At 36.3% G+C, this 24,070-nt stretch carries 20 protein-coding genes; 12 read left to right on the top strand and 8 right to left on the bottom strand.

The window, feature by feature from the left end; all coding sequences use genetic code 11:
- Positions 1-144: 144 nt before the first annotated feature.
- Positions 145-1,281, top strand: a complete 1,137-nt coding sequence (locus DFQ08_RS06835; RefSeq protein WP_114309066.1) for a TlpA disulfide reductase family protein — start codon at positions 145-147, stop codon at positions 1,279-1,281.
- Between the two features lie 129 nt (positions 1,282-1,410).
- On the opposite strand, the gene DFQ08_RS06830 is transcribed toward DFQ08_RS06835, so the two are convergent.
- Positions 1,411-2,064, bottom strand: a complete 654-nt coding sequence (locus DFQ08_RS06830; protein ID WP_114309065.1) for a rhomboid family intramembrane serine protease — start codon at positions 2,062-2,064, stop codon at positions 1,411-1,413.
- 60 nt (positions 2,065-2,124) lie between these two features.
- On the opposite strand from DFQ08_RS06830, the gene DFQ08_RS06825 reads away from it, so the two are divergent.
- A complete protein-coding gene (locus tag DFQ08_RS06825) occupies positions 2,125-3,015 on the top strand; it encodes a lysophospholipid acyltransferase family protein (protein WP_114309064.1) in 891 nt (296 codons plus the stop codon).
- Positions 3,016-3,233: 218 nt separating this feature from the next.
- Here the strand turns inward: DFQ08_RS06825 and DFQ08_RS06820 are convergent, their stop codons facing one another.
- Positions 3,234-4,739 (bottom strand): aminotransferase class V-fold PLP-dependent enzyme, encoded by a 1,506-nt coding sequence (locus DFQ08_RS06820; RefSeq protein WP_114309063.1) that lies wholly within the window; start codon positions 4,737-4,739, stop codon positions 3,234-3,236.
- A 79-nt stretch (positions 4,740-4,818) separates the two neighbouring features.
- Positions 4,819-6,207, bottom strand: coding sequence for a phosphoglucosamine mutase (glmM, locus tag DFQ08_RS06815; protein WP_114309062.1), 1,389 nt, complete (start codon positions 6,205-6,207; stop codon positions 4,819-4,821).
- Between the two features lie 78 nt (positions 6,208-6,285).
- On the opposite strand from glmM, the gene DFQ08_RS06810 reads away from it, so the two are divergent.
- The 4 genes from DFQ08_RS06810 (at position 6,286) to DFQ08_RS06795 (ending at position 11,911) form a co-directional block, all read left to right on the top strand.
- On the top strand, positions 6,286-6,891 hold the full coding sequence (locus DFQ08_RS06810; protein ID WP_114309061.1) for an acyl carrier protein phosphodiesterase: 606 nt from the start codon (positions 6,286-6,288) through the stop codon (positions 6,889-6,891).
- Between the two features lie 211 nt (positions 6,892-7,102).
- Positions 7,103-10,360 carry a S41 family peptidase gene (locus DFQ08_RS06805; RefSeq protein ID WP_114309060.1) on the top strand — a complete coding sequence of 1,086 codons (3,258 nt, stop codon included), beginning with the start codon at positions 7,103-7,105 and terminating at the stop codon, positions 10,358-10,360.
- A gap of 84 nt (positions 10,361-10,444) precedes the next feature.
- The gene (locus DFQ08_RS06800; protein WP_114309059.1) at positions 10,445-11,185 is read left to right on the top strand and encodes a hypothetical protein; all 741 of its coding nucleotides are present in this window, start codon (positions 10,445-10,447) and stop codon (positions 11,183-11,185) included.
- Between the two features lie 375 nt (positions 11,186-11,560).
- Entirely contained in the window at positions 11,561-11,911 is a 351-nt protein-coding gene (locus tag DFQ08_RS06795) for a hypothetical protein (protein WP_114309058.1), read from the top strand.
- Positions 11,912-12,153: 242 nt separating this feature from the next.
- Here DFQ08_RS06795 and DFQ08_RS16140 read toward each other — a convergent pair whose 3' ends face one another.
- The 4 genes from DFQ08_RS16140 to DFQ08_RS06785 all read right to left on the bottom strand — a co-directional run bounded on the left by DFQ08_RS16140 (position 12,154) and on the right by DFQ08_RS06785 (position 14,462).
- Positions 12,154-12,291, bottom strand: a complete 138-nt coding sequence (locus tag DFQ08_RS16140) for a hypothetical protein (RefSeq protein WP_181858372.1) — start codon at positions 12,289-12,291, stop codon at positions 12,154-12,156.
- 117 nt (positions 12,292-12,408) lie between these two features.
- Positions 12,409-13,170, bottom strand: coding sequence for an NYN domain-containing protein (locus DFQ08_RS06790; RefSeq protein ID WP_114309057.1), 762 nt, complete (start codon positions 13,168-13,170; stop codon positions 12,409-12,411).
- Positions 13,171-13,510: 340 nt separating this feature from the next.
- Positions 13,511-13,657: a hypothetical protein gene (locus DFQ08_RS16135; protein WP_181858371.1), complete on the bottom strand. Its 147-nt coding sequence runs from the start codon at positions 13,655-13,657 to the stop codon at positions 13,511-13,513.
- 364 nt (positions 13,658-14,021) lie between these two features.
- On the bottom strand, positions 14,022-14,462 hold the full coding sequence (locus DFQ08_RS06785) for a DUF2452 domain-containing protein (RefSeq protein ID WP_114309056.1): 441 nt from the start codon (positions 14,460-14,462) through the stop codon (positions 14,022-14,024).
- A gap of 100 nt (positions 14,463-14,562) precedes the next feature.
- On the opposite strand from DFQ08_RS06785, the gene DFQ08_RS06780 reads away from it, so the two are divergent.
- The gene (locus DFQ08_RS06780) at positions 14,563-14,751 is read left to right on the top strand and encodes a hypothetical protein (RefSeq protein WP_114309055.1); all 189 of its coding nucleotides are present in this window, start codon (positions 14,563-14,565) and stop codon (positions 14,749-14,751) included.
- Between the two features lie 216 nt (positions 14,752-14,967).
- Here DFQ08_RS06780 and DFQ08_RS06775 read toward each other — a convergent pair whose 3' ends face one another.
- On the bottom strand, positions 14,968-15,582 hold the full coding sequence (locus tag DFQ08_RS06775) for a fumarylacetoacetate hydrolase family protein (RefSeq protein WP_114309054.1): 615 nt from the start codon (positions 15,580-15,582) through the stop codon (positions 14,968-14,970).
- Between the two features lie 312 nt (positions 15,583-15,894).
- Here DFQ08_RS06775 and uvrA point away from each other — a divergent pair, with 312 nt between their 5' ends.
- From uvrA to DFQ08_RS06750, 5 genes are all read left to right on the top strand, one after another.
- Complete coding sequence (uvrA, locus tag DFQ08_RS06770) at positions 15,895-18,741, top strand: excinuclease ABC subunit UvrA (protein ID WP_114309690.1); 2,847 nt, start codon at positions 15,895-15,897, stop codon at positions 18,739-18,741.
- 162 nt (positions 18,742-18,903) lie between these two features.
- Positions 18,904-19,071: a lmo0937 family membrane protein gene (locus tag DFQ08_RS06765; protein ID WP_114309053.1), complete on the top strand. Its 168-nt coding sequence runs from the start codon at positions 18,904-18,906 to the stop codon at positions 19,069-19,071.
- A 168-nt stretch (positions 19,072-19,239) separates the two neighbouring features.
- Positions 19,240-19,926, top strand: a complete 687-nt coding sequence (locus tag DFQ08_RS06760; protein WP_114309052.1) for an LOG family protein — start codon at positions 19,240-19,242, stop codon at positions 19,924-19,926.
- 26 nt (positions 19,927-19,952) lie between these two features.
- Positions 19,953-21,224: a hypothetical protein gene (locus DFQ08_RS06755; RefSeq protein WP_114309051.1), complete on the top strand. Its 1,272-nt coding sequence runs from the start codon at positions 19,953-19,955 to the stop codon at positions 21,222-21,224.
- Between the two features lie 33 nt (positions 21,225-21,257).
- Positions 21,258-24,065 (top strand): gluzincin family metallopeptidase, encoded by a 2,808-nt coding sequence (locus DFQ08_RS06750; RefSeq protein WP_114309050.1) that lies wholly within the window; start codon positions 21,258-21,260, stop codon positions 24,063-24,065.
- The last annotated feature ends 5 nt before the right edge of the window (positions 24,066-24,070 follow it).

Here is a 24,070-nt window from a genome sequence, read left to right as displayed (position 1 = left end):
TTTGCTACAAAAGTATTGTAAATTATGGGATTGGTTAAATATTATCATCATCAACTTCAGAGATCCGTTTTTAAGGTTTGCTATTACAGCTTTGTTTTTATATTTGTAACACCTTAAAACGACCAGCCTAAAAACAGTTTCAACATGAAAAAAATCTTAACCCTTACACTCATTAGCTTACTTTTTGTCGCTTGTAAAACAGAGCCCAAAAGAACGGATTACCTTATTGATGCTACAGCAAAAGGGGTTTACAACGGAGTGCGAGCCTACCTAAAAATTAAACAGCAAAACGGTCGCTCTAGAGTTATTGATACCGCCATTGTTGTGGATGAAAAATTTTCATTTACGGGTAAAGTTATGACGCCTTCCTTATCGTTAATTTCTATTAATTCGGTGAAAGGTGATCTGAATTTTATGTTAGAAAATAAACATATCACCGTTGAAGTTAATAAGGATGATATCGCTGCCTCTATTGTGACGGGTTCTGAATCTCATGCCGATTATAAAGCGTACCAAAAACAAATATTAGAACTCGTAGAAGAGGCAAAACAGTTGAAACAACAGCTCCGAGACAGATCTATCAGAGATTCTATTTCTAAACTTTATGTTGTGGCCCAACAAAAACGTGCTGAAGCTCCATTAAAATTCATAGAAAATCATAGCTCTAGTTTTTATAGCCTCTCCTTAATAGAACAAGGCATCGGAAAAAACAATGTAGATATTGAACGCTATATGGCGGCTTATGAGCTTTTAGATTCTGAAATTAAAAACTCTCCAAAAGGAGTTTCTGTTAAAATAGGTCTCGATAAATTAATGGCCGACTTTTTAAAAACAGCCCAAGTTAATGTTGGAAAAATTGCACCAAATTTTGAAGCGCCCAATCCAAAAGGTAAAATGGTGAGCTTAGAAGAGGTCAAAGGAAAAGTAACAATCATCGATTTTTGGGCATCTTGGTGTGCCCCTTGTCGTCGTGAAAACCCTAATGTGGTTAACGTATATAATAAATACCACAGTCAAGGTTTAGAAATTATAGGCGTTTCCTTAGACGGTTCTAGAAACCAAAGAGATCCTAAAAAGGCTTGGATGACCGCTGTAAAACAAGATCAATTAACTTGGACACATGTTTCTAGTCTTAAGTATTTTCAAGATCCCGTGGCGCAACTTTATAATATTAATGCTATACCAGCTACTTTTATTCTAGATAAACACGGTAGAATTGCTGCTAAAAACCTCAGAGGAAAAGCTCTAGAACTCAAAGTGCAAGAACTTTTAAAATTATAAGCACCATAAAACGCCATTAAAAAAAGCTTAATAGTCTCAAACTATTAAGCTTTTTTTTGCTCTAAATGACCGCTACTAAAACGGCTTTCAGAGATCGTAGTAATTCAAAGATTTCAATATAAAAGCTTTTTAATGAAGTTTTCCTGTCTTGTATAACACAAAAAGGATCAAAATAGGAATGGCTAAAATACCGATATGCAACAATTCGGTTTGAAACAAGCTGGGCATCATAATTAAGGTGACCGCATAACCACCAATAGCGCCTCCAAAATGGGCATCGTGACCAATATTCCCAATTCTATTTTTCATACCGTAAATGGAATACAACAAATAGCCAATTCCAAAAATATATCCAGGAATAGGTATCGGTACAAAAAACATATACAAACTCATTTCGGGACGTAATAAAATAGCAGCATATAAAATTCCAGTCACCGCACCACTGGCTCCTATAGCACTGTACCAATCTTCATCTTTATGAAAATATAAGGACAAGAGATTTCCAAAAATAAGACTGGAAATGTAAATAATAACAAATTTAATCGCCCCTAATTCTGAAATTACAGCGCCTGCAAACATGTATAAGGTAAACATATTAAAGAGCAAGTGCGTCAAATCGGCATGTAAAAACCCCGAACTGATCATTCTTATTTGATCGCCTCTTTTGATGCTTCCTACATTAAATTTATACTGTTCAAAAAACAAACGATCTCCAAAGCCTTTATAAGAAATCAGGGCATTTGCCGCAATAATTACAAGGGTTACAATACTTAAATTATACATAAATTCTAAATCTTATAAATCAAATATAATATATTTGCGCTTCAACCCTAATATTGTTTAATGCAACTTATTGCTTACATCATAATCTATCCGATTCTTTGGTTAATTTCTATATTACCTTTTAGATTACTCTATGGACTTTCAGACGTGATTTACTTTTTCGTTTACCGTGTTGTAGGATACCGTAAGAAAACAGTACAAGACAATTTAAGGTTAGTGTTTCCGGATAAATCGGAACAAGACATCGCTACAATAACAAGTCAATTTTACCACCACTTTTGTGATATGATGGTTGAAGCTATTAAATCTTTAACCATTACTGAAGCACAGATGAAAAAACGCTTCAAATTCACCAATCTAGAGCTCATTAATGATTTAGAAGCCAAACAACGTAGCATTATATTAATGTGTGCCCATTACGGAAGCTGGGAGTGGATTTTCATTTTACAAAAACATGTAAAACATAAAGGATATGCGGTCTATAAGCGACTTGCTAATAAGTATTTTGATCGATTAGTAAAACGTATACGAGCGAAATACAACTCTCACCTCATCACCACTAAAGAAACCTATAAAGTCCTTTTTGATTCTAAACGAAAAGGCGAGCTCACCATCAATGGTTTTGTTTCTGACCAATCGCCAAAAGCCACGAAAGCTTTTCATTGGAATGAATTTATGGGCATAAAAGTACCGATGTATACGGGTGCTGAAATGCTTGCTAAACGATTGGATATGGCAGTGATCTTTTTTAGTGTAAAACGCATTAAGCGCGGTTACTACGAAACCACCTTTACCACCATCACCGAGGAGCCTAAAACCTTTGATAATTTTGAAATTACAAATTTGTTTTTTAAAATGGTGGAGCAACAAATTTTAGAAGCGCCACAATATTATCTTTGGACACATAAACGCTGGAAACACCGCGATAAGGTTCCTGTGGAATTTCAATAAGGAAATCTTACTAATTCTCAATGCTCCTAGACGAATACGGCTTATAAAGCCTCAGACCTTCACATTCTTCAAAAAAGACATTTGAAAGCTTCCTATAAACGGCTAATATCAGTAAAAATATATTGGACTAATTTTGGGCTTAACGCACCGTTTATTTAGCAAAAATACCCTAAACCAAAGTTTCACCTAAAGCTAGGGTAGTAACGCTATCTAATTCACTACAAATCAAACCAAGCATAAATATTTGTAGAGGCACAAGCCTCATCGGCTACTGATCTATGAATAAACTCATTGTTAGATTTTGAGTATTCATAATCCTTAGACCATTCTTCATGTTGCTCGGCTAAAGCTATGATACATTCACAAACATAGTTGATTTCTGCATTTGTGGTTGTTGGGTGAATAGACATACGGATCCATCCTGGCTTACGTACTAATTCGCCTATTGAAATTTCATTGGTTAGCTCATGCGACATTTGCTGATCTACATGTAATAAGAAATGACCATAGGTCCCGGCACAACTACAGCCACCACGTGTTTGTATACCAAAACGATCGTTTAATATTTTAACGGCAAGATTAAAATGCAAGTCATCAATATAAAAAGAAATAACGCCCAAGCGCTCTTTATGCTGACTGGCTAGAATGTTAATATTGGAAATCCCTTCTAACTTATCAAAGATAATAGTTACCAATTCATGTTCGCGTTTCAGAATATTTTCTACTCCCATTTGTTCTTTTAAACGAATAGAAAGTGCTGTTTTTATGGTTTGTAAAAAACCAGGGGTACCACCGTCTTCACGGTCTTCAATATTGTCTATATATTTATGCTCACCCCAAGGATTGGTCCAACTTACCGTACCTCCACCAGGGCAATCTGGCACCATATTTTTATACAGTTTTTTATTAAAAACTAAAACCCCGGAGGTTCCAGGGCCTCCTAAAAATTTATGAGGAGAAAAGAATACGGCATCTAATTGGGCTTCTCTATCTTCTGGATGCATATCCATAGTCACATAAGGTGCTGAACAGGCAAAATCCACAAAACAAACCCCACCATGTTGGTGCATTAATTTTGCGACATCGTGATGCGGAATTTGAATTCCGGTAACATTAGAACCACCAACAATAGACGCTATTTTAATGGTACAGTCTTTATACTGCTCTAACAAGGTTTCTAAATTCTTCAGACAAAACAAACCATCTTCATTTGGCGGAACCACCTCTACTTTTGCTACAGTCTCTAACCATGTAGTTTGATTAGAATGATGCTCCATATGCGAAATAAAAACTACAGGTCGCATTTCATCCGGAATATTGGTATAGCTCTTTAAGTTTTCAGGTACTTTTAAACCTAAAATTCTCTGAAACTTATTAATTACACCGGTCATTCCGTTTCCAGAACAGATTAAAATATCATCGGAATTGGCATTAACATGCTCTTTAATAATATGCCTTGCTTTATGGTATGCCTTAGTCATTGCCGTCCCCGAAACCGTTGTTTCGGTATGGGTATTAGCGACAAAGGGACCAAATTCATTACATAATTTTTCTTCAATAGGGCGGTATAAACGTCCTGAAGCCGTCCAATCTGTATAAATTATTTTTTGCTCACCATAAGGCGAGTTAAACATTTGATCTTGCCCAATGATATGCGCTCTAAACTGACCAAAGTAAGATTCTAATGCTGTTGCTTCTTCTGTATGTGTTTCTAAAATCATCATTCTATCATTTTAACAATTAAAATCGCTCTTAATTGTTATAATTACTTCCGCTTGTGTTATGCTTCAGTGCTAACTCTGACTAGAGATTAGCAATCGTTTTAATTTCTGCTATAAAACGATCGGCTAACGTATCTGCAGCCTCTTGGGTTGGCGCTTCAGTATAAATTCTAATAATAGGCTCAGTATTACTTTTACGTAAATGTACCCAACTGTCTGCAAAATCAATTTTAACCCCATCAATGGTGGTTAGCTTTTCATGACTGTAGTTGGCTTCCATCGTTTTTAAAATGCCGTCCACATCTAAACCTGGGGTTAACTGAATTTTTTTCTTACTCATAAAGTAATTTGGGTATGACGCACGCAAAGCACTCACGGTCATTTCTTTTTCTGCTAACAAACTTAAAAATAGTGCCACACCGACTAAAGCATCACGTCCGTAATGAGATTCTGGATAAATGATTCCACCGTTACCCTCACCTCCAATAACCACATTATTCTTTTTCATTAAGGTCACTACATTAACTTCACCAACGGCACTCGCTTCATAAGTTCCCCCATGTTTTTCAGTCACATCGCGTAAGGCTCTTGTAGAACTCATGTTACTTACTGTATTTCCTGGAGTTTTACTTAGTACATAATCGGCACAGGCCACCAACGTGTATTCCTCACCAAACATCTCTCCGGTTTCATCCATAAAAGCTAAACGATCCACATCAGGATCTACCACAATACCAAAATCTGCACGTTCTTTAACCACGGCTTTAGCTAAATCTCCTAAATGTTCCTTTAAAGGTTCTGGGTTATGAGGAAAATGCCCTGTAGGATCACAATATAACTTTACAGGTTCAACTCCCAAACGTTCTAATAATAAAGGAATGGCAATACCTCCTGTAGAGTTTACACCATCAACAACCACTTTAAAATTAGCAGCTTCAATGGCTTTTTTGTTGACTAAAGGTAATTTTAAAACTTCGTCAATATGTAAATCGATATAAGCATCATTCACCGTAATTTTTCCTAAGTCGTCCACTTCTGAAAATTCCATAGCGTTAGAGTCGGCTATGTTTAAAATTTTCTCACCTTCTTCACCGTTTAAAAACTCGCCTTTAGCGTTCAATAATTTTAAGGCATTCCATTGCTTAGGGTTATGACTAGCGGTTAAAATAATACCTCCATCAGCATGTTCCATAGGTACAGCTATTTCAACAGTTGGTGTTGTAGACAAACCTAAATCAACCACATGAATTCCTAGGCCTACCAAGGTATGCATCACTAAATTCTGAATCATTTCACCAGAAATACGGGCATCGCGCCCAACAACAACTCTATAATTGTCTTTACGACGTTGTTGCTTTATCCACGTTCCATAAGCTGCAGCAAATTTAACCGCATCAATAGGGGTTAAATTTTCATCAACTGCACCACCAATAGTACCACGAATTCCAGAAATCGATTTTATTAAAGTCATAAAAAATAGTTTTGTACAAATATAAAGAGATATCCCGTTTTTCACCATTATGTTATTATGAATTTGTAATTTCGAAATATGAACTTTTTAGCCCATATCTACCTCTCAGGAAACCGAAAATACCTTGCCATCGGAAATTTTGTTGCTGATGGAGTTAGAGGTAAAACCTACCAATCTTATCCTGAAAAAATACAGGCTGGCATTCTACTGCACCGTCAAATTGATACCTATACAGATGCACATCCTATTTTTAGACAATGCACAAAACGGTTACATAAAGGCTATGGACATTACAGCGGTGTGATTATAGATATCTTTTTTGATCATTTTCTGGCTAAAAATTGGGCCTCCTACTCTTCGATTCCCTTAGAGCTTTATGTAGCCAATTTCTATAACGATCTCATGGAAAACATCACTATTTTGCCACCACGATTTCAAACGCTTACCCCCATAATGATTAAAGACAATTGGTTATTAAGTTACGCCTCTATTGACGGCATCCAAAAAGTTTTAAATGGGATGAACAAACGCACCAAGGGCCAATCTAAAATGAATGAAGCCACCAAAGAACTTCAATTATTTTATGATGAATTTGAACAGGATTTCACCCTGTTTTTTGAAGATTTAATGGACTTTAGTACCCTCAAACGTTTAGAGATAGAACAAGCCTTTCAAATCTCTTAAGGTTTCCCATTTCTTTAGTTTTCTCTTTATGACACAAGGTTCCACACCTCACAATGCCTTCATTTTATTCCTATAACAGAACTTAAGACACAAGATCTCTTAAGCCTACCTCAAGTTTTTTAGACTGATTTCCTTTATCATAACGGGTGATATTGTATATTTAGATGTCCCAAAACGCAACCTCAACTTAGCACTCTAAAAATACAACCGTATGAAATTCTTTATGCTCTCTTCCGCTTTGCTCTACTCATTTTTAATGTTCGCGCAAGGCACACAATTATTACGACAACCCACCATGCATGGTAACGATGTGGTTTTTGTTTACGCTAACGATTTATGGAAAGCTTCAGTTAACGGAGGAACAGCCCTTAGGTTAACTAGCGGTGAAGGCTATGAGTCTAATCCGCACTATTCAAACGACGGCAGCCAAATTGCTTTTACAGCAGAATATGATGGTAATGTTGATGTCTATGTTATTCCTTCGGAAGGAGGAGAACCAAAACGCTTAACGTTTCATCCTGAAGGCGACTACGTTCAAGGTTGGACCCCAAACGGAGAAGTTTTATTTCGTTCTAGTCGCGAGCGTCAGCCCACTATGACGAGTAAATTCTTTACCGTTTCTACCCAAGGAGGATTACCTGTAGCCCTCGATATTCCTAGAGCGGCCTATGGAGAATTATCACCCGATGGTCAGTATTTAGCTTATACACCTATTACAGGTTGGGATGCGGAATGGCGTAATTATCGTGGTGGACAAGCCATGCCAATTTGGGTGGTGGATCTAAAAACAAAAACCTTAATAAGAACCTCACAACCTACAAAAGAACGGCATTTAGATCCAGTATGGTTAGATGGCTTGGTGTATTTTATGTCTGAGCGAGATTACACCATGAATATCTGGTCTTTTAATCCTGAAACTAAGGAAGAAAAACAAATTACCTTTCATAAAAAATTCGACGTAAAAAGTTTAGATGCTAGTCAAAACCAATTGGTTTATGAGCAAGGCGGTTACCTTCATGTTTACCATCCAAGTTCAGGAAAAAGCAACACCTTAGATATTGAGGTTAAGGCCGATTTAAATTTCTACAGAACCAAATGGGAAACCGTAAGGGCCCCGCAATTAAGTCATCCTAATTTATCGCCAAAAGGCCAACGTGTTGTTTTTGAACATCGCGGGGAAATTTTTACGGTTCCTAAAAAGAATGGCAGTTGGATAAACCTTACCAAATCTCCTGGAGTGGCAGACCGAAATCCAATTTGGTCTCCTAAAGGCGATAAAATTGCCTGGTTTTCTGATAAGAGTGGCGAATATCAATTAATGGTTGCTGATCAAAATGGGCAAAACATAGAGGAAATTCCATTACCAAATCCTACGTTTTATTTTAAACCCGACTGGTCGCCAGACGGAAGACATTTAGCCTACACCGATACGCATTATAATATTTGGGTTCTTAATTTAGAGAGCAAAAAAGCGAGAATTGTAGCCACGGATCGTTACGCTCATCCTAATAGAACGATGAATCCGGTATGGTCACCAGACAGTCAATGGATTGCGTTTTCTAAACAAACCGAAAGTCATTTTAAAGCCCTTTTTGCGTATAACATTAGCAATAAAAAAACCATTCAACTTACAGATCCTTTAGCCGATGCCATTAGTCCTGTTTGGGATACTTCTGGGAAATATCTATACACTTTAGCGAGCACCAATTACGGATTGCAGTCCGGTTGGTTAGATATGAGTAACTACGATGCTGCAGCCACATTAACACGACACTTATATGCCATTGTTTTAAATGCTGAAGATAAAGCTCCTAATCTTCCACAACGAGATATGGAAACCGAAGCTCACAAGACAGAAGAACAACCAAAAGACCAATCTAAAGCGGAAGACGACAAAGAAATCCCAACCGTGACCATTACAGAACAAGGAATTTTAGATCGTGCTGTTGCGCTAAACATACCGGCAAGAAATTACACCGAACTTATAAAAGGGCCTAAAAATACGGTCTTTATTGCTGAAGCAATTCAGAATGAAGAAGGCCTTAAAATCTTTAGTTATGATATAGCGCAACAGGAAAAAACGGACTATGCCGATGGCGTTGTTCAAATGATAACTTCTAAAGATCGTCAGTCTACACTATTGCTTCAAAAAGGCAGCTGGTTGTTATCAGATTCAAAAACAGCCCCAAACCCAGCAAAAGATCAACTAGCCACAACCTTAAAAATAAAAATAGATCCTAAAGCAGAAGCCCACCAGATCTTTAAAGAAGGCTGGAGGTTTATGCGCGATTTTCTCTATGTAGATAATGTTCACGGTGCGCCTTGGGATAAAATTTACAAATGGTATGCCCCTTGGATATCACATGTAAGACACCGCACCGATCTCAACTATGTGCTCGATATTATGAGTGGTGAAGTTGCTATTGGCCATTCTTATGTCTATGGAGGAGATTTCCCTGATTTAGATCGTGTTCCTGTAGGCTTATTGGGTTGTGATTTAATTTTAGATAAGGGTTATTATAAAATTTCTAAACGCTTTACTGGTGAACGTTGGAATCCCGATATTAAAGCCCCATTAGCACAGCCTGGACTTCAGGTCCAGGAAGGCGATTATATTTTAAAAATTAATGGCATTCCGCTAAACCAAACTGTAAATCCATATCAGTTATTAGAACAAACCGCGGGCCGTGAAATAACCATAACCGTAAATTCTAAACCCTCATTAAAGAATGCCAAAACACTATTGGTAAAACCTGTTACTAATGAAGGCACCTTAAGAACGATAGCGTGGATTGAAAATAACCGAAGAATTGTCGATGAGCGCTCTAAGGGGAAATTAGCTTACGTTTATATCCCTAATACAGGTAAAGAAGGGTTTGATGCCTTTAATCGCTACTACTTCTCACAGCAAAATAAAAAAGGAGTTATTATTGATGAACGTAATAATGGTGGTGGCTCAGCAGCAGACTATATGATGGACATTATGTCTCGAGAACTTTATGGTTATTTTAACAGTAAAGCCAATGACAGAAGACCATGGACCTCTCCTATTGCCGGAATTTGGGGACCGAAAGTGATGCTCATAAACGAACGTGCTGGATCTGGAGGTGATTTATTACCATATATGTTTAAGATGAAAAACATAGGCCCCTTAATTGGAACCAGAACTTGGGGTGGACTTGTAGGCACCTGGGATACCCCACCGTTTATTGATGGTGGCGGCATGGTAGCTCCACGCGGTGGTTTTTATGATGTTGATGGAAAATGGGCTGTAGAAGGTGAAGGTGTTGCGCCAGACATTGAAGTTATTCAAGATCCCAAGCAAACTTCTAAAGGCACAGATCCACAACTTGAACGTGCTATTGAAGAAGCCCTAAACTTATTAAAAACACAGGAATTTGAATTACAACCAGAACCTAAAGCACCCGTACGCTGGAAACGCCCAAAAGGTTACGATTCTGACTATTAAAAACAGTTCATAATAGTGCGGTTTACGGTTACTGTAGGCTGAATTAATTATAGTAACTTTGCAACACTAACCAATACAACAAACGTGGCATTACCATCTCAGCTTAACAAGATTTTTAAAATTATTGGGGGTATTATTATATTCTTTACCCTTCCTACTTTACTCCTTTATGGTTTTGTGTATTTTAAATATAACGAACCCTTACCAACAGGTGTAGAAGGAAAAAAAGCCGATGAATTGGCCTATAACATGCTTTCAGCATTAAATGATGATGCCTATAAAAATACCGATTATTTAGAGTGGAGTTTTAGTGGAAGACATCATTATAAATGGTATAAAACCCAACAAAACTGCGAGGTCAGTTGGGACAAAATCACGGTTATTTTAGATTTAAAAAATCATGATAATTCAACAGTCTTTGTTGCCGGTGAAGCGTATAACGATATTGAGAAACACGATTACATCCATAAAGCTGAAGGTTATTTTAATAATGATTCGTTTTGGTTAGTGGCTCCTTATAAAGTATTTGACTCAGGCGTTAAGCGTAGCATTGTAACTACTGAGGACAACAAAAAAGCTTTACTCGTTACCTATACGTCAGGAGGCTCAACACCAGGCGATTCCTACTTATGGCATTTAGATGACACGTATAAACCTGTTAGCTTTCAAATGTGGGTTGAAATTTTACCCATAAACGGTTTAGAGGCTAGTTGGAGCGATTGGACAGAAACAGAAAGTGCTGCCCAACTTCCAACATTCCATAAATTACTGATTTTAGGAATAGAACTCACCGATATTAAAGGCTTAAATTTATCAGATATATAGGGCATTAATTTTAAATTTAATCAACTGTTTTTCATTACTAAAAAGCCCTCTTATCGGAGCAAAAATAAGACCAAAAAAAGCAATATTCCGCTAGGGAATATTGCTTTTTTTTATTGCAGAATTTTGAAGTCAAAAACACGTGAACTCAAGCCCTATTATAAAGCGTAAGTATTATGGCTTTTTTTTAGCCAAAATCTGTATGGATACACCCCAAATTAAAGTGCTATTTTAAGCAAAAAAAACACAGCTAACACTCAGATTCACAACCCTTAGCAACAACCACCTCAAAAAATGTTAATAATTACAAAAAACACTAAATAAGGTGTAAAAATCTTGTTATTTTTACCAATATCAACAATTTAAACCTTATTAATTATGAAAAAACTATTTTTTACACTTTTATCTTTAGGTCTATTTATAACAGGATTCGCACAAAATACACCACAAATTGGTGATAATCTAATGGTTAAGTCGCCTGCTTCACAAAGTTACAAGCACATCGATTTTCCAAAGGCCAATATCCTTATAAAAAGAGGTGTTGTAACACGTTATAAATCTGTAGAAAATGAGGCCGTAGTTATTGACAAAATAGAGACTAAAAATGATGGTAGTGTAACGGTGACTTTAAAGAAAAAAGACGGTTCTAAATTCTTTGGATTCTTGGACCGTGTAGAAGCTGATTATTCTAAAGCGCTTGACGCTGGAGAACTGATGGCAGCTTTATAATAAAACAACATATGTTAAACCAAAAAAACTTAGTCTAATCGACTAAGTTTTTTTATTGGTTAGTACCCTAAATGACTTTTATATTTTACCTCAGCGCCTTTTTCGTTTCAATTAATTTGGCATAGGGGTTTAAATCACTTTACAAACTTGAAAAATAAGATAGACACTTCTACTTTACCCCATTAAGTACTTATGGTGTTGCTTATAATAGTATAGAATACTTTTACAGTCTTTCCGTTTTATTAGAATACCTTAAAGACGTAACCTAATAACCAATATAAAATAATAAAGACAAAAAAGGTTCCGATACAGCCACATTTGCCACCTCCTATTTTCTTAGCGCCCCATGCTGCGCCGATAATTCTTAATAATTTTTCCATAGTTTAAAATTTAGTTGTCTACAATTCACTTACAACAGTTCTAAGCCCTACAATGGAACTCGAGGCCTTTTAATAGCTAATGACTTAACAGTTCTTTTTCTGCCTCTGACTAAAACTTTATTTCTTTTTTCGCTTCGGTTTCTCGTCTTTTAATTTTACAAAAATTAATTTAGACCGTCCTCTTGAATCTTCACGACGTTCAATTTCAAAATCGGGAATAGAATTAATTAATGGCGTTAATTTTTGAAAACCATAGTTTCTTGAATCGAAATTAGGTTGTTTCTTCTGCAGTAAACTTCCCACATCTCCTAAAAACGCCCAACCGTCGTCATCGGCAACATCATCTATAGTGCTGGCAATAAAGTTAATTTCTTTTTGTGTTATAGTATCGTAATCATTTTTCGGTGAGGTTGGTGTTGTACTTGATTCTGAAGGACGTTCTTCACGCTGATTTTTGAGAATTTCAATATATATAAACTTATCACAAGCCACTATAAACGGATTTGGCGTTTTCTTTTCACCAATACCGTAAACTGCCATACCGGCTTCACGCAAACGCGTTGCTAGTCGTGTAAAGTCACTATCACTAGAGACCAAGCAAAACCCGTCTACTTTTTCAGAATATAAAATATCCATAGCGTCAATAATCATTGCGGAGTCAGTTGCATTTTTCCCTGTGGTATAGCCATATTGCTGAATAGGCGTAATGGCATTTTCTAAAAGGACATTTTTCCATTTTGAAAGGTGGGGCTTGGTCCAATCCCCGTAAATGCGCTTAATTGTAGGGTTTCCGTATTTGGCAATTTCTTCCATCATCTCTTTAACATAAGCCGACGGAATGTTATCTCCATCAATGAGTACGGCTAATTTTATATCCATAAGTATTCTTTTCTAATTTTAAATTGTACCTAAAGATAAGGGCTTTCAAACAAAATAGACGCTGCAATTGGTTTTGATTTTAACTCATACGGATTGGAAGACCTAATACCTGTTTTATTCTGAAGATATCAATGCGGACTTTACCTGTGTAAAATTAAAGCCCTACGCCAAATAAGAAAAGCGAGGTTTATAATTAAAGCATAAAAAAAAGTTGTTCATAAAAACCACATGACGAAATGGTAATACAACAATTCTTTTTTAGCTGAATTTATGGCATGCTTAAGCCCTCTAAGTCACAACTTAGGGGTGCTTAACAGGTTTTAATACTACAACTAAAGTCTTAAATAAACAGAAACATGTCTTCATCATTAGAACTTGTATCTGTGTCTAAAGTATTAAATTCATCAAAAGGGTCGATAGTGTTTTCGTCTTCTGAAATTGGACTTGTTTTGTGTAGCCGGTTTTTAAATTCTTGTAGTAGTTTCATAACGCGTCATAGATTTATTTTAAATATACGACTTGAACGGTATTTTGGATGTGCAAAAACGCTATAATAATTGCAAAATCAGATATTTAGCATTCTATTAACGTTTAAGTGTTAAAAAAGAAACATTAGACGCCTTATAAACTGAAAATTTACCCTGATTCTCTTCCGAATGCCCCTCTAAATTCACGAACAGATTCGTGTATTATTTGCAAATGAAGGACAACTTTTACTCTTTCAAATTTAAAAAATAGAATCCTACTCGCTGTACGAGAGGACCTTAATTTTGAAGAATGCCTATTCAAATCCATCTCATATAAAGATCTTCTAAAACTACACTAGGATTACTTTTTAATAACAAAACAAGTTACACTGAAGCCATAGTGGCTTGAAGTCCTGTATCGGGATCAACTTTTTTCCAAATCAATTCACTGTTCAGCAAAAAACTCCCTATATGGTTAAAATTACAATCTTGTGGAGCGATGATGGATAAAAAGGCCTGTTCTTTTTTATCGCGATACAAATGGTAAGTTTCTCCAACCAACGGTTCAAAGGTGTAGCGCGAATTATAAACGAGCGTATTATACTCCAGCTCTTCCATCATTTTATCGTATTCCGCCTTTAGCTCGAGATAGCGCGCCTGAATTTGTTTATTCGCCTTATTGATATTTCTAGTTTTCCAAGTAGAATTATCACTTACTTTTATGGCTGGAGCGCCTACATTAGTCGCGTAAGGTTTTAAGGCCGCATCATACTTCTGGGTCTCTTCGTTAAAAACAACTTGATCGGGCTTCTTGGCTTTAAACATCACTTTCTCTCTTTTTACAAAGATAAAACGAGTTTAAGCGCATTAAAATGAAAAGGCTGTATTTTTTTATTTAATTTAGAACCATAATTAAATCACCTGAATGAATTTTACTAAAAAAATAGGCCCTTTAAACCTCTTTATGTTAGCACTTTGTTTGTTAATTATTGTGGTGGCCGAATACTTATTTCTTAGAGGCGATGAGCTACATGCCATCTTTATAGGCCTGTGGGCCCCCACCATACTCGGATTAGTCATCTTTATAAAACAAATATTCAATGGAGGCAAATGATATAATTTTCTCGTTTTCAATATTTGTTTCGGTATGTGTAGTGATATGGGCCGTATTACTTATCCGTGCTTACAATAAAATTGACCGTAAGGATTAAAGCGTCTTTACATTAAAACGACTTAAAACAAAAAAATGTGGTAGCTCCACGAGCTACCACATTTTAATTTACTTTTTAAAACTTTTGTCATTTATAAAAGTATCAAGCTAAAAACGTCATTAAATCATCTTAAAATCCAAAAACAATTCGCCTTCAATAGAGGCTTGTAAATGATCGCCTTTTTCAACAAATCCTGCACCACTCGCTGGAGTTCCTGAGAAAATAAGATCACCTTCTTCTAAGGTCATAAACGAAGAGACATAAGCAACGATCTCAGCAAAACTATAGATCATAAGTCCAGTAGTTCCTACTTGTTTTTGTTCACCATTAATTTTTAAATCGAAATTAATAGCTTTAAGATCTGTAAAATTAGATACGGGTTGAAATGCCGATACAGGAGATGCTCCATCAAAACCTTTGGCTAAAGCCCATGGTCCTTTATTCTCCCTACTGGCACTTAGTACATCCTTTGCCGTATAATCAATTCCCACAGCCAATTCAGAAATATAAGATTCTGCTGCATCTAAAGTAATGTCCTTTCCTCGTTTTCCTATTTTAGCCACTAACTCTACTTCATAAGCCAATTGGTTGGTGATTTTAGGAAAATTGATATCGGTATTACCGGTAACTAAACTAGAATCTGGCTTAGTAAATATCGTTTGTGCTCCTGTTTTTATAGCACTAATTTCTGATATGCTGTTGACATAGTTTTTGCCAATACCTATTATTTTCATATTGTTATTTTGTTTTAAATTCAGAAGATTAAAGATAAAAAAGGCCTTCAAAAGAATATTAAAAAAATAAAATTAATTATCAGATTAATTTTAACCTTAAAAAGTGCCCCTTCCATTTATTTCAAATATCACAAAATTAAATGGCTTAAACCATAAAACTTAAACAATGACCTACAATTAAAAAGCTTAATAAGACCCCTTTGCTCTCCGTAGCCGTAATTAAAAGTAAGCACTTTAATTTGTACCTTTGCAAACCCTGTGGCTAACACAGAAGAGATTGCACAACTCAAAAAGAAAGATTATAATCCTAATATGAGCCAATTCAACGATTCAATTGAAGTACAAGGAGCACGCGTTCACAACCTTAAAGACATTGATGTTACCATTCCACGGGAAAAACTAGTGGTAATAACAGGCTTATCTGGTAGTGGTAAGTCGTCATTGGCTTTCGATACGATTTATGCGGAAGGACAACGGCGATATATTGAAACGTTTTCAGCTTATGCGCGTCAATTTTTAGGAAATTTAGAACGACCAGATGTTGATAAAATTGACGGCCTATCTCCTGTTATTGCTATTGAGCAAAAAACCACGAGCAAATCACCACGCTCAACTGTAGGGACTATTACGGAGATTTATGACTTTTTGCGTTTACTTTATGCACGAGCTTCCGATGCCTACAGCTACGAAACTGGAGAGCAAATGGTGAGCTATAACGATGAGCAAATTAAAGACCTCATCTTAGACGCTTATAAAGGCAAACGCATTAATATCTTATCCCCAGTGATCCGCTCTCGTAAAGGGCATTATCGCGAATTGTTTGAGCAAATAGCCAAACAAGGTTTCGTTAAAGTTAGAACTGATGGAACTATTGTAGATATCGAAAAAGGAATGAAACTCGATCGCTACAAAACCCACGATATCGAAATTGTTATTGATCGTTTAAAGATTGATACCGCCGAGAACGATGAAAAACGTCTCATGGAAAGTATCAATACCGCCATGTATCATGGTGAGGATGTATTAATGGTAATTGATCAAGACACTAACGAACCACGATTTTTTAGTCGTAATCTAATGTGTCCTTCCTCTGGGATTTCATATCCAAATCCAGAGCCTAATAATTTCTCTTTTAACTCGCCTAAAGGGGCTTGTTCTAATTGTAATGGTATTGGAGAACTGTTTGTGGTTAATCCTAATAAACTCGTTCCTGACGAGTCTTTATCCATAAAAAACGGAGCGCTAGCCCCTCATGGACCACAAAAGAAAAGTTGGATTTTTAAGCAATTTGAAACCATTGCACAACGTTTTGAGTTTTCGTTAAGTGATGCTTGGAAGGATATTCCTGAAGCTGCCAAACAAATAATTCTCTACGGTGGAAAAGATAAATTTACCGTAGAAAGTAAATTGCTAGGGGTGACTCGCGATTATAAAATTGATTTTGAAGGGGTTGCTAATTTCATTGAAAGTCAATACAATTCTGACTCGACTTCTCTAACGCGTTGGGCTAAAGAATATATGGACAAAGTAGAATGTCCGGTTTGTGAAGGTTCTCGTTTGCGTAAGGAATCCTTGTATTTTAAAGTAGACGGAAAAAGCATTGCTGAGTTAGCCCATATGGACGTGGTAGAACTTGGACTTTGGTTAGAAGGCTTATTAGAGCGCTTATCACCAAAACAACAACAAATTTCTGCTGAAATCATTAAGGAAATTAGAAATAGAGTTCAATTTTTACTCGATGTCGGTCTTACCTATTTATCCTTAAACCGGAGTTCTAAATCCTTATCAGGTGGAGAAGCACAACGTATTAGACTCGCCACACAGATAGGTTCGCAACTCGTAGGTGTTCTTTATATTTTAGATGAACCTAGTATTGGACTGCACCAACGCGATAACGAGAAGCTTATTAACTCTTTAATTTCATTGCGAGATGTAGGAAATTCGGTCATTGTTGTAGAACACGATAAAGACATGATAGAACGTGCAGATCATGTTATTGATATAGGCCCATTTGCCGGAAAATTTGGAGGTGAAATTATCAGTGAAGGCACCCCAAAAGAATTATTATCACAAAACACACTCACGGCAGCCTACCTTAATGGCGAACGTGAAATTGAAATCCCGAAAGAACGCCGAAAAGGAAACGGCAAAAAATTAGTTTTAAAAGGCTGTACAGGGAACAACTTAAAAAATATTGATGTCGAGTTTCCGTTAGGAAAAATGATTGGTGTTACTGGCGTCTCAGGAAGTGGGAAATCGACCTTAATCAACGAAACCCTCTACCCAATTCTTAATGCACATTACTTTAATGGTGTTAAAGTCCCTATGCCTTATAAAAGTATTAAGGGCTTAGAGCATTTAGATAAAGTTATAGACATTAACCAATCTCCAATTGGGCGCACCCCAAGAAGTAATCCTGCCACCTATACAAAAACGTTTGACGAAATACGAAGCCTGTTTGCCAAAATTCCAGAAGCGATGATTCGTGGGTACAAACCAGGGCGCTTCAGCTTTAATGTGAAAGGCGGACGTTGCGAAACTTGTCAAGGCGCCGGTTTACGTGTTATTGAGATGAACTTTTTACCCGATGTATATGTAGAGTGTGAAACCTGCCAAGGGAAACGCTTCAATAGAGAAACCTTAGAGATTCGATATAAAGGAAAATCAATTAGTGATGTTTTAAATATGACTATTGAAGAAGCTGTTGGTTTCTTTGAGCATATTCCTAAAATCCATAGAAAACTTAAAACCATTAAAGACGTTGGTTTAGGCTACATTACCCTGGGCCAACAGAGCACAACACTTTCCGGAGGTGAAGCCCAACGTATTAAACTAGCCACAGAGCTGAGTAAACGCGACACAGGGAATACTTTCTATATCTTAGACGAACCCACTACAGGATTACATTTTGAAGACATTAGGGTTTTAATGAAAGTCCTCAATAAACTTGCTGATAAAGGGAATACCGTTTTAATTATTGAACACAACCTCGATGTTATAAAAACCGTAGACTATATTATAGATATTGGTTACGAAGGCGGAAAAGGTGGCGGACAATTAGTCGCAAAAGGTACTCCAGAACAGATCATTAAAGACAAGAAGAGTTACACCGCTAAATTTTTGAAAAAAGAGATGCAAACCACATCCCAAAAACACTAGAGATTTTTCGGAATAAAAACTGCTAAAAAATAGCTTCTAATTATTTATAGAAGCCATTTGTAACTGAATAGAGGCTAATCTTAACGCATTAGATGTTAACATTTTGCGGCACCAGACTAATTTTATAATTTCAAGATATTAACAATAAAAATCTTAAAAATTATGAAAAGTATTCTTTGGTTAGTCGCCGTGATCTGTATAGTCGTTTGGTTACTTGGTTTATTAAACATTATACCTGGTATGAGTAGCAGTAGCCTTATTCATATCTTATTAGTTATTGCAGTCATCGTTATTTTATATAACATCATTTCGGGCAGAAAACCATTATAGGCCCAAAACGCATATAAATCTTAAGCGTATCCATAGCATTTGGTACGCTTATTTTTTTTATATTACCTCCCTATTTAAATCAATTTAACTTAACTTTGAGCAACTATCGAAGTTAAAAGTAAGCCATATTAAGTTATGGCTTTTATATGTTATAATTAGAATAAACTTATGCGCAAAGAAAGTAATAGCAAACGCTGGAATGAAGTAAAAACAAATGACTCTTGGGCGATTTTTAAAATCATGGGAGAATTTGTTAACGGTTACGAAAAACTAAGTAAAATAGGACCTTGTGTCTCTATCTTTGGATCTGCTCGAACAAAACCCGATCATAAATATTATAAATTAGCTGAAGAAGTTGCCACACAAATCGTAGAACATGGTTATGGGGTAATCACCGGAGGTGGACCAGGAATTATGGAAGCCGGTAACAAAGGGGCACATATTGCTGGAGGAACTTCAGTAGGTTTAAATATTGAACTTCCTTTTGAACAACACGACAATCCTTATATTGACTCTGATAAAAGTCTAGATTTTGATTACTTCTTCGTAAGAAAAGTAATGTTTGTAAAATACTCACAAGGTTTTGTGGTAATGCCTGGAGGTTTTGGAACTTTAGATGAATTATTTGAAGCCATCACCTTAATTCAAACTCATAAAATTGAAAGCTTCCCAATTATTCTTGTCGGTACAGATTTCTGGGGCGGACTCATGGATTGGGTAAAGAAAACACTTGTAGAGGCTAAAAATATTAGCGCTACAGATTTAGATTTAATTCACTTGGTAGACACCCCAGCAGAGGTGATTGCTATTTTAGATGATTTCTATAAAGAATACGATTTAAGTCCAAATTTCTAAATCCCTCTATTTTTCCATTCAATGCTATGAAAAAGAAAATATTAGGGACACTCCTTATCTTTTTATGGAGCATCACTTTAGTTTCGGCTCAAGAGACGGTTAAAGTGATGTTCTATAATTTATTAAATTTTCCTTCGGAAAACGCGGTATCTAATCGGATAACGGATTTAGCATACATCCTGTCAGATTACCAACCCGACCTCTTCTTAGTCTGTGAACTCAATACTTTTGAGGGCGCGACAGCAATTTTAGGCGCAACACAAACCAGTATTGACGCTAATTTTCAAATGGCCACCTTTGTCACTAACACTTCAGACGACAACAGTGGCGACCAAAATGATTTACAAAACCTACTGTTCTATAATAGTTCTAAATTTAGCATTGAAGAAGAAATTATAGTTCCTACAGATCTACGCGATTTTAATATTTACCGTCTACAATTAAATACTGTAAACCAAGAGAGCAACCCTATAAAGCTTTATGTTATTATTGGTCATCTTAAGGCCTCAAACGGGACTGAAAACTCTCAGCGACGTGCCACCATGGTGAACAATTTAGAAAACTACCTAGACAACTTACCCTCTGATGCTAACGTTATCTTAGGTGGGGATCTTAATATTTATACCGCAAATGAATCGGCTTTTCAAGATCTTATAAGCCCTAGTAACACAATTACTTTTATAGACCCTGCGAACCGCATTGGCAGCTGGCACAACAATACAGATTACGCCGATGTTTTTACCCAATCTACACGAACCCAAACCGGTTTTGGCGGAGCTACCGGAGGTTTTGATGATCGTTTCGACTTTATTCTCACCTCTAAATACATGGCTTCCTCTGCCGCGATTACTTATGTTCCTAACTCTTATCAAGCTTATGGGAATAATGGTTTAGAATCTTGTTGGAATCACGATATTAACGCGCCTGAATGTGAAACTGTTGGGTCACCTTTTTCGTATGAATTAAGAACCCACTTGTACAATTTTAGCGATCATCTTCCCGTTACATTAGCGTTAACAACAAACGAAACCTTTTTAAGTGTTAAAGATTATACCGCATCATTGGGTTTAATATTAGAAAACACCATGGTCCCTAATGAATTAAGGTTACAGGTAAACAACACGGCCATATATGAAAAAACTATTGTAATTTACAATCACTTAGGGCAACGTATAAAATCAGTACAACTAAATAGCAATCCTTTGCAACACCTTAATGTGTCTGACTTAAGGGACGGCTTATACTACATAAAATCATCAACTAATGCATTTCAACCCTTAAAATTCATCCACATTTAATTGAATAAATTCTTTTTAATATCGGTCCTTTTCATGTTGTTCTGTAGTGGTTTAATCGCACAAAACAGTATTGAAATTAATGCAGAGGTAGACATTAACCATAAAACTATCATTGTAGATCAGACGTTGGTTTATCAAAATACTTCAGATGACACTTTAGAAACCATTTACCTCAGCGATTGGAACAACAGTTATTCAACCAAATCTACACCGTTAGCAAAACGTTTTGAAGAAGAATTTAGCACTAAATTTCACCTTGCTAAAAACGAGCAACGTGGTTTTACCGTAGTCACAGCTATTGAAAACCCAGAAGGTGTAGCTTTAACGCACCAACGTTTAGAGGCCCATCCAGATGTTATACAAGTTAACCTTGCACAACCTTTAGCGCCGCAAGCCTCTTATGCCTTAAGACTTCGCTATAAGCTTATCCTTCCAGATGCTACCTTCACCGATTATGGCATCACAAAAGATCAAAATTTAGACCTAAAATACTGGTACATAACTCCGGCGGTCTACGACGGAAATTGGCACTATTACAGCAATAAAAACCTTAACGATTTATATGTCCCTAAAGCCGATATAAACCTACGGATTACCTATCCTCGGAATTATAAAATTACCTCAGAGTTAGATTTTAACGCCACAACGATTAATAAAGACGAGGGCATACAAACCACCATTCTTAGTGGTAAAAACAGAGTAGACACCTATCTCTCGTTACATAAATTTCCAACATTTAATTTTATACAAACCGATAATTTCACCATGATCTCTAATATTGAAGAGAAAGGTTTAAGCGGCACAAAAAAAGCACTACTTACTGATAAAATTACCCGTTATTTAACGGACAATTTAGGCGAATATCCACACAACCAATTACTAGTCTCATCTATAGATTACCGTAAAGACCCGCTCTACGGACTCAACCAATTGCCTTCTTTTTTCAGACCCTTTCCAAGTGATTTTCAGTACGAATTAAAACTGCTAAAAACCGCTTTAAAAAAATATTTAGATAACGTCTTATTACTAAATCCTAGAAAAGAACATTGGTTAAGAGAAGGGCTTCAAGTCTATTATTTAATGAAATATGTTGAAACCTATTACCCAGACGTCAAACTTTTAGGAACTTTAGCCGATGTTTGGGGCATTAAAGCTTTCCATGCTGCCGATGTCGATTTTAATTTTCAGTATTTCCTCTATTCTATGGAAATAGCTCGGAAAAACCGCGATCAACCCTTAACCACATCTAAAGATTCGCTAACCAAGTTTAACGCCAATATTGCCGGTAAATACAAAGCTGGGGTTGGCTTAAATTATTTAGATGAATTTACAGACGATGTTAATTTACCTGAACTCTTCACAGCGTTCTTAAAAACCTATCAACTTAAAACGGTTACGGCAAACGACTTTGACCAGTACATTAGTTCTAAAACCTCTAAGGATATTCGTTGGTTTTTTACAGACTATATAAATACCCGTAAGAAAATAGATTTTAAAATTTCGTCTGTCGTTGAGTTAGAAGATTCTCTAGAAGTTACCATTAAAAATAAGCGCGATAACACGATGCCTATTTCGGTGTTTAAGTTGAAAAACGATTCTGTGATAGAACAATTATGGGTCGAAAACATAAAAGGCACAAAAACCATTCACGTAGAAAAAGATAGCACGAATAAATTTGTTTTAGACTATGACAATGTCATTCCAGAATACAACCAACGCGATAATTACAAAGCTGTTAACGGTTCGTTCTTAAACAACAAACCTTTACAATTTCGTTTATTTAAAGACATTGAAGATCCTAATTACAATCAAATTTTCTTTATGCCCTTGGTAGAGTTCAATAATATCTACGATGGGCTTACTTTGGGAACCAAAATGTATAACAAAACCATTTTAAGAAAACGTCTTAATTACCGTTTTTCTCCGCAATACGCTACAAAATCAAAGGCACTTACCGGATCAACCTCCATCTTTTATACCCATAATTTTGAAGACCAGAATCTTTATGATATCACCTACGGACTTTCTGCAGGCTACCAATCGTTTGCGAATGATGCCTTTTTTACACGTATTCGTCCTTCGGTATCATTTACCTTCAGAAATGACGCCTATATAAGATCTAATCAGACCGATCAAATTTCAGCACGTTACGTCAGTATTGAAAGAGAAATAGGTCCAGATGCCACCGTCATTTTAGACGAACCCGATTATGGCGTTTTTAACTTAAGATATAGCCATTCTAATCCTGGAGTTATTAATTATTCTAAGTTATTTACAGACATTCAAATAGCCGATAAGTTTAGTAAAATAGCCTTTAACTACGAGTTTAGAAAACTCACCAAAAGCAATAGAAACATCAATTTTAGATTTTTCGCAGGCTTATTTTTAGAGAATAACTCAGACCCGAGCTCCAATTATTTTAGCTTTGCCTTAGACCGACCAACCGATTACTTATTCGATTTTAATTATTTAGGACGTTCAGAAGCTGCCGGCATATTTAGTCAGCAAATTATCATTGCCGAGGGTGGTTTTAAATCGAAATTAGAAACCCCCTTTGCCAACCAATGGATGACCACAGCAAATTTTAGCACTTCCATTTGGCGTTATATCCAAGCTTATGGCGATGTGGGCTTATTAAAAAACAAATACCAAAATCCTAAGTTTGTTTACGACTCTGGAATTCGTTTAAACTTGGTTGAAGATTATTTTGAAATCTACCTTCCGGTGTATTCCAATTTAGGTTGGGAAATTGCACAACCCAATTACGATCAGAGCATTCGATTTATGTTTACCGTTGACCCTCAAGTGCTTCTCGGTCTCTTCCGCAGAAAGTGGTATTAATAAAT

The sequence above is a fragment of the Winogradskyella arenosi genome (genome assembly GCF_003337305.1).
Taxonomy (GTDB): Bacteria; Bacteroidota; Bacteroidia; order Flavobacteriales; family Flavobacteriaceae; genus Winogradskyella; species Winogradskyella arenosi.
The sequence above is the reverse complement of the archived record's forward strand: the minus strand, read 5'-3'. Positions and strand labels throughout refer to the sequence as shown.

Coding starts and splice junctions, on each gene's coding strand:
- DFQ08_RS16135 (WP_181858371.1), bottom strand. CDS start 13,657: ATGAAACTACTACAAGAATTTAAAAACCGGCTACACAAAACAAGTCCA.
- glmM (WP_114309062.1), bottom strand. CDS start 6,207: ATGACTTTAATAAAATCGATTTCTGGAATTCGTGGTACTATTGGTGGT.
- DFQ08_RS06780 (WP_114309055.1), top strand. CDS start 14,563: ATGAATTTTACTAAAAAAATAGGCCCTTTAAACCTCTTTATGTTAGCA.
- DFQ08_RS06825 (WP_114309064.1), top strand. CDS start 2,125: ATGCAACTTATTGCTTACATCATAATCTATCCGATTCTTTGGTTAATT.
- DFQ08_RS06835 (WP_114309066.1), top strand. CDS start 145: ATGAAAAAAATCTTAACCCTTACACTCATTAGCTTACTTTTTGTCGCT.
- DFQ08_RS06765 (WP_114309053.1), top strand. CDS start 18,904: ATGAAAAGTATTCTTTGGTTAGTCGCCGTGATCTGTATAGTCGTTTGG.
- DFQ08_RS06775 (WP_114309054.1), bottom strand. CDS start 15,582: ATGAAAATAATAGGTATTGGCAAAAACTATGTCAACAGCATATCAGAA.
- DFQ08_RS06750 (WP_114309050.1), top strand. CDS start 21,258: ATGTTGTTCTGTAGTGGTTTAATCGCACAAAACAGTATTGAAATTAAT.
- DFQ08_RS06755 (WP_114309051.1), top strand. CDS start 19,953: ATGAAAAAGAAAATATTAGGGACACTCCTTATCTTTTTATGGAGCATC.
- DFQ08_RS06810 (WP_114309061.1), top strand. CDS start 6,286: ATGAACTTTTTAGCCCATATCTACCTCTCAGGAAACCGAAAATACCTT.
- DFQ08_RS06820 (WP_114309063.1), bottom strand. CDS start 4,739: ATGATGATTTTAGAAACACATACAGAAGAAGCAACAGCATTAGAATCT.
- DFQ08_RS06760 (WP_114309052.1), top strand. CDS start 19,240: ATGCGCAAAGAAAGTAATAGCAAACGCTGGAATGAAGTAAAAACAAAT.
- DFQ08_RS06790 (WP_114309057.1), bottom strand. CDS start 13,170: ATGGATATAAAATTAGCCGTACTCATTGATGGAGATAACATTCCGTCG.
- DFQ08_RS06795 (WP_114309058.1), top strand. CDS start 11,561: ATGAAAAAACTATTTTTTACACTTTTATCTTTAGGTCTATTTATAACA.
- DFQ08_RS06805 (WP_114309060.1), top strand. CDS start 7,103: ATGAAATTCTTTATGCTCTCTTCCGCTTTGCTCTACTCATTTTTAATG.
- DFQ08_RS06785 (WP_114309056.1), bottom strand. CDS start 14,462: ATGTTTAAAGCCAAGAAGCCCGATCAAGTTGTTTTTAACGAAGAGACC.
- DFQ08_RS06830 (WP_114309065.1), bottom strand. CDS start 2,064: ATGTATAATTTAAGTATTGTAACCCTTGTAATTATTGCGGCAAATGCC.
- uvrA (WP_114309690.1), top strand. CDS start 15,895: ATGAGCCAATTCAACGATTCAATTGAAGTACAAGGAGCACGCGTTCAC.
- DFQ08_RS16140 (WP_181858372.1), bottom strand. CDS start 12,291: ATGGAAAAATTATTAAGAATTATCGGCGCAGCATGGGGCGCTAAGAAA.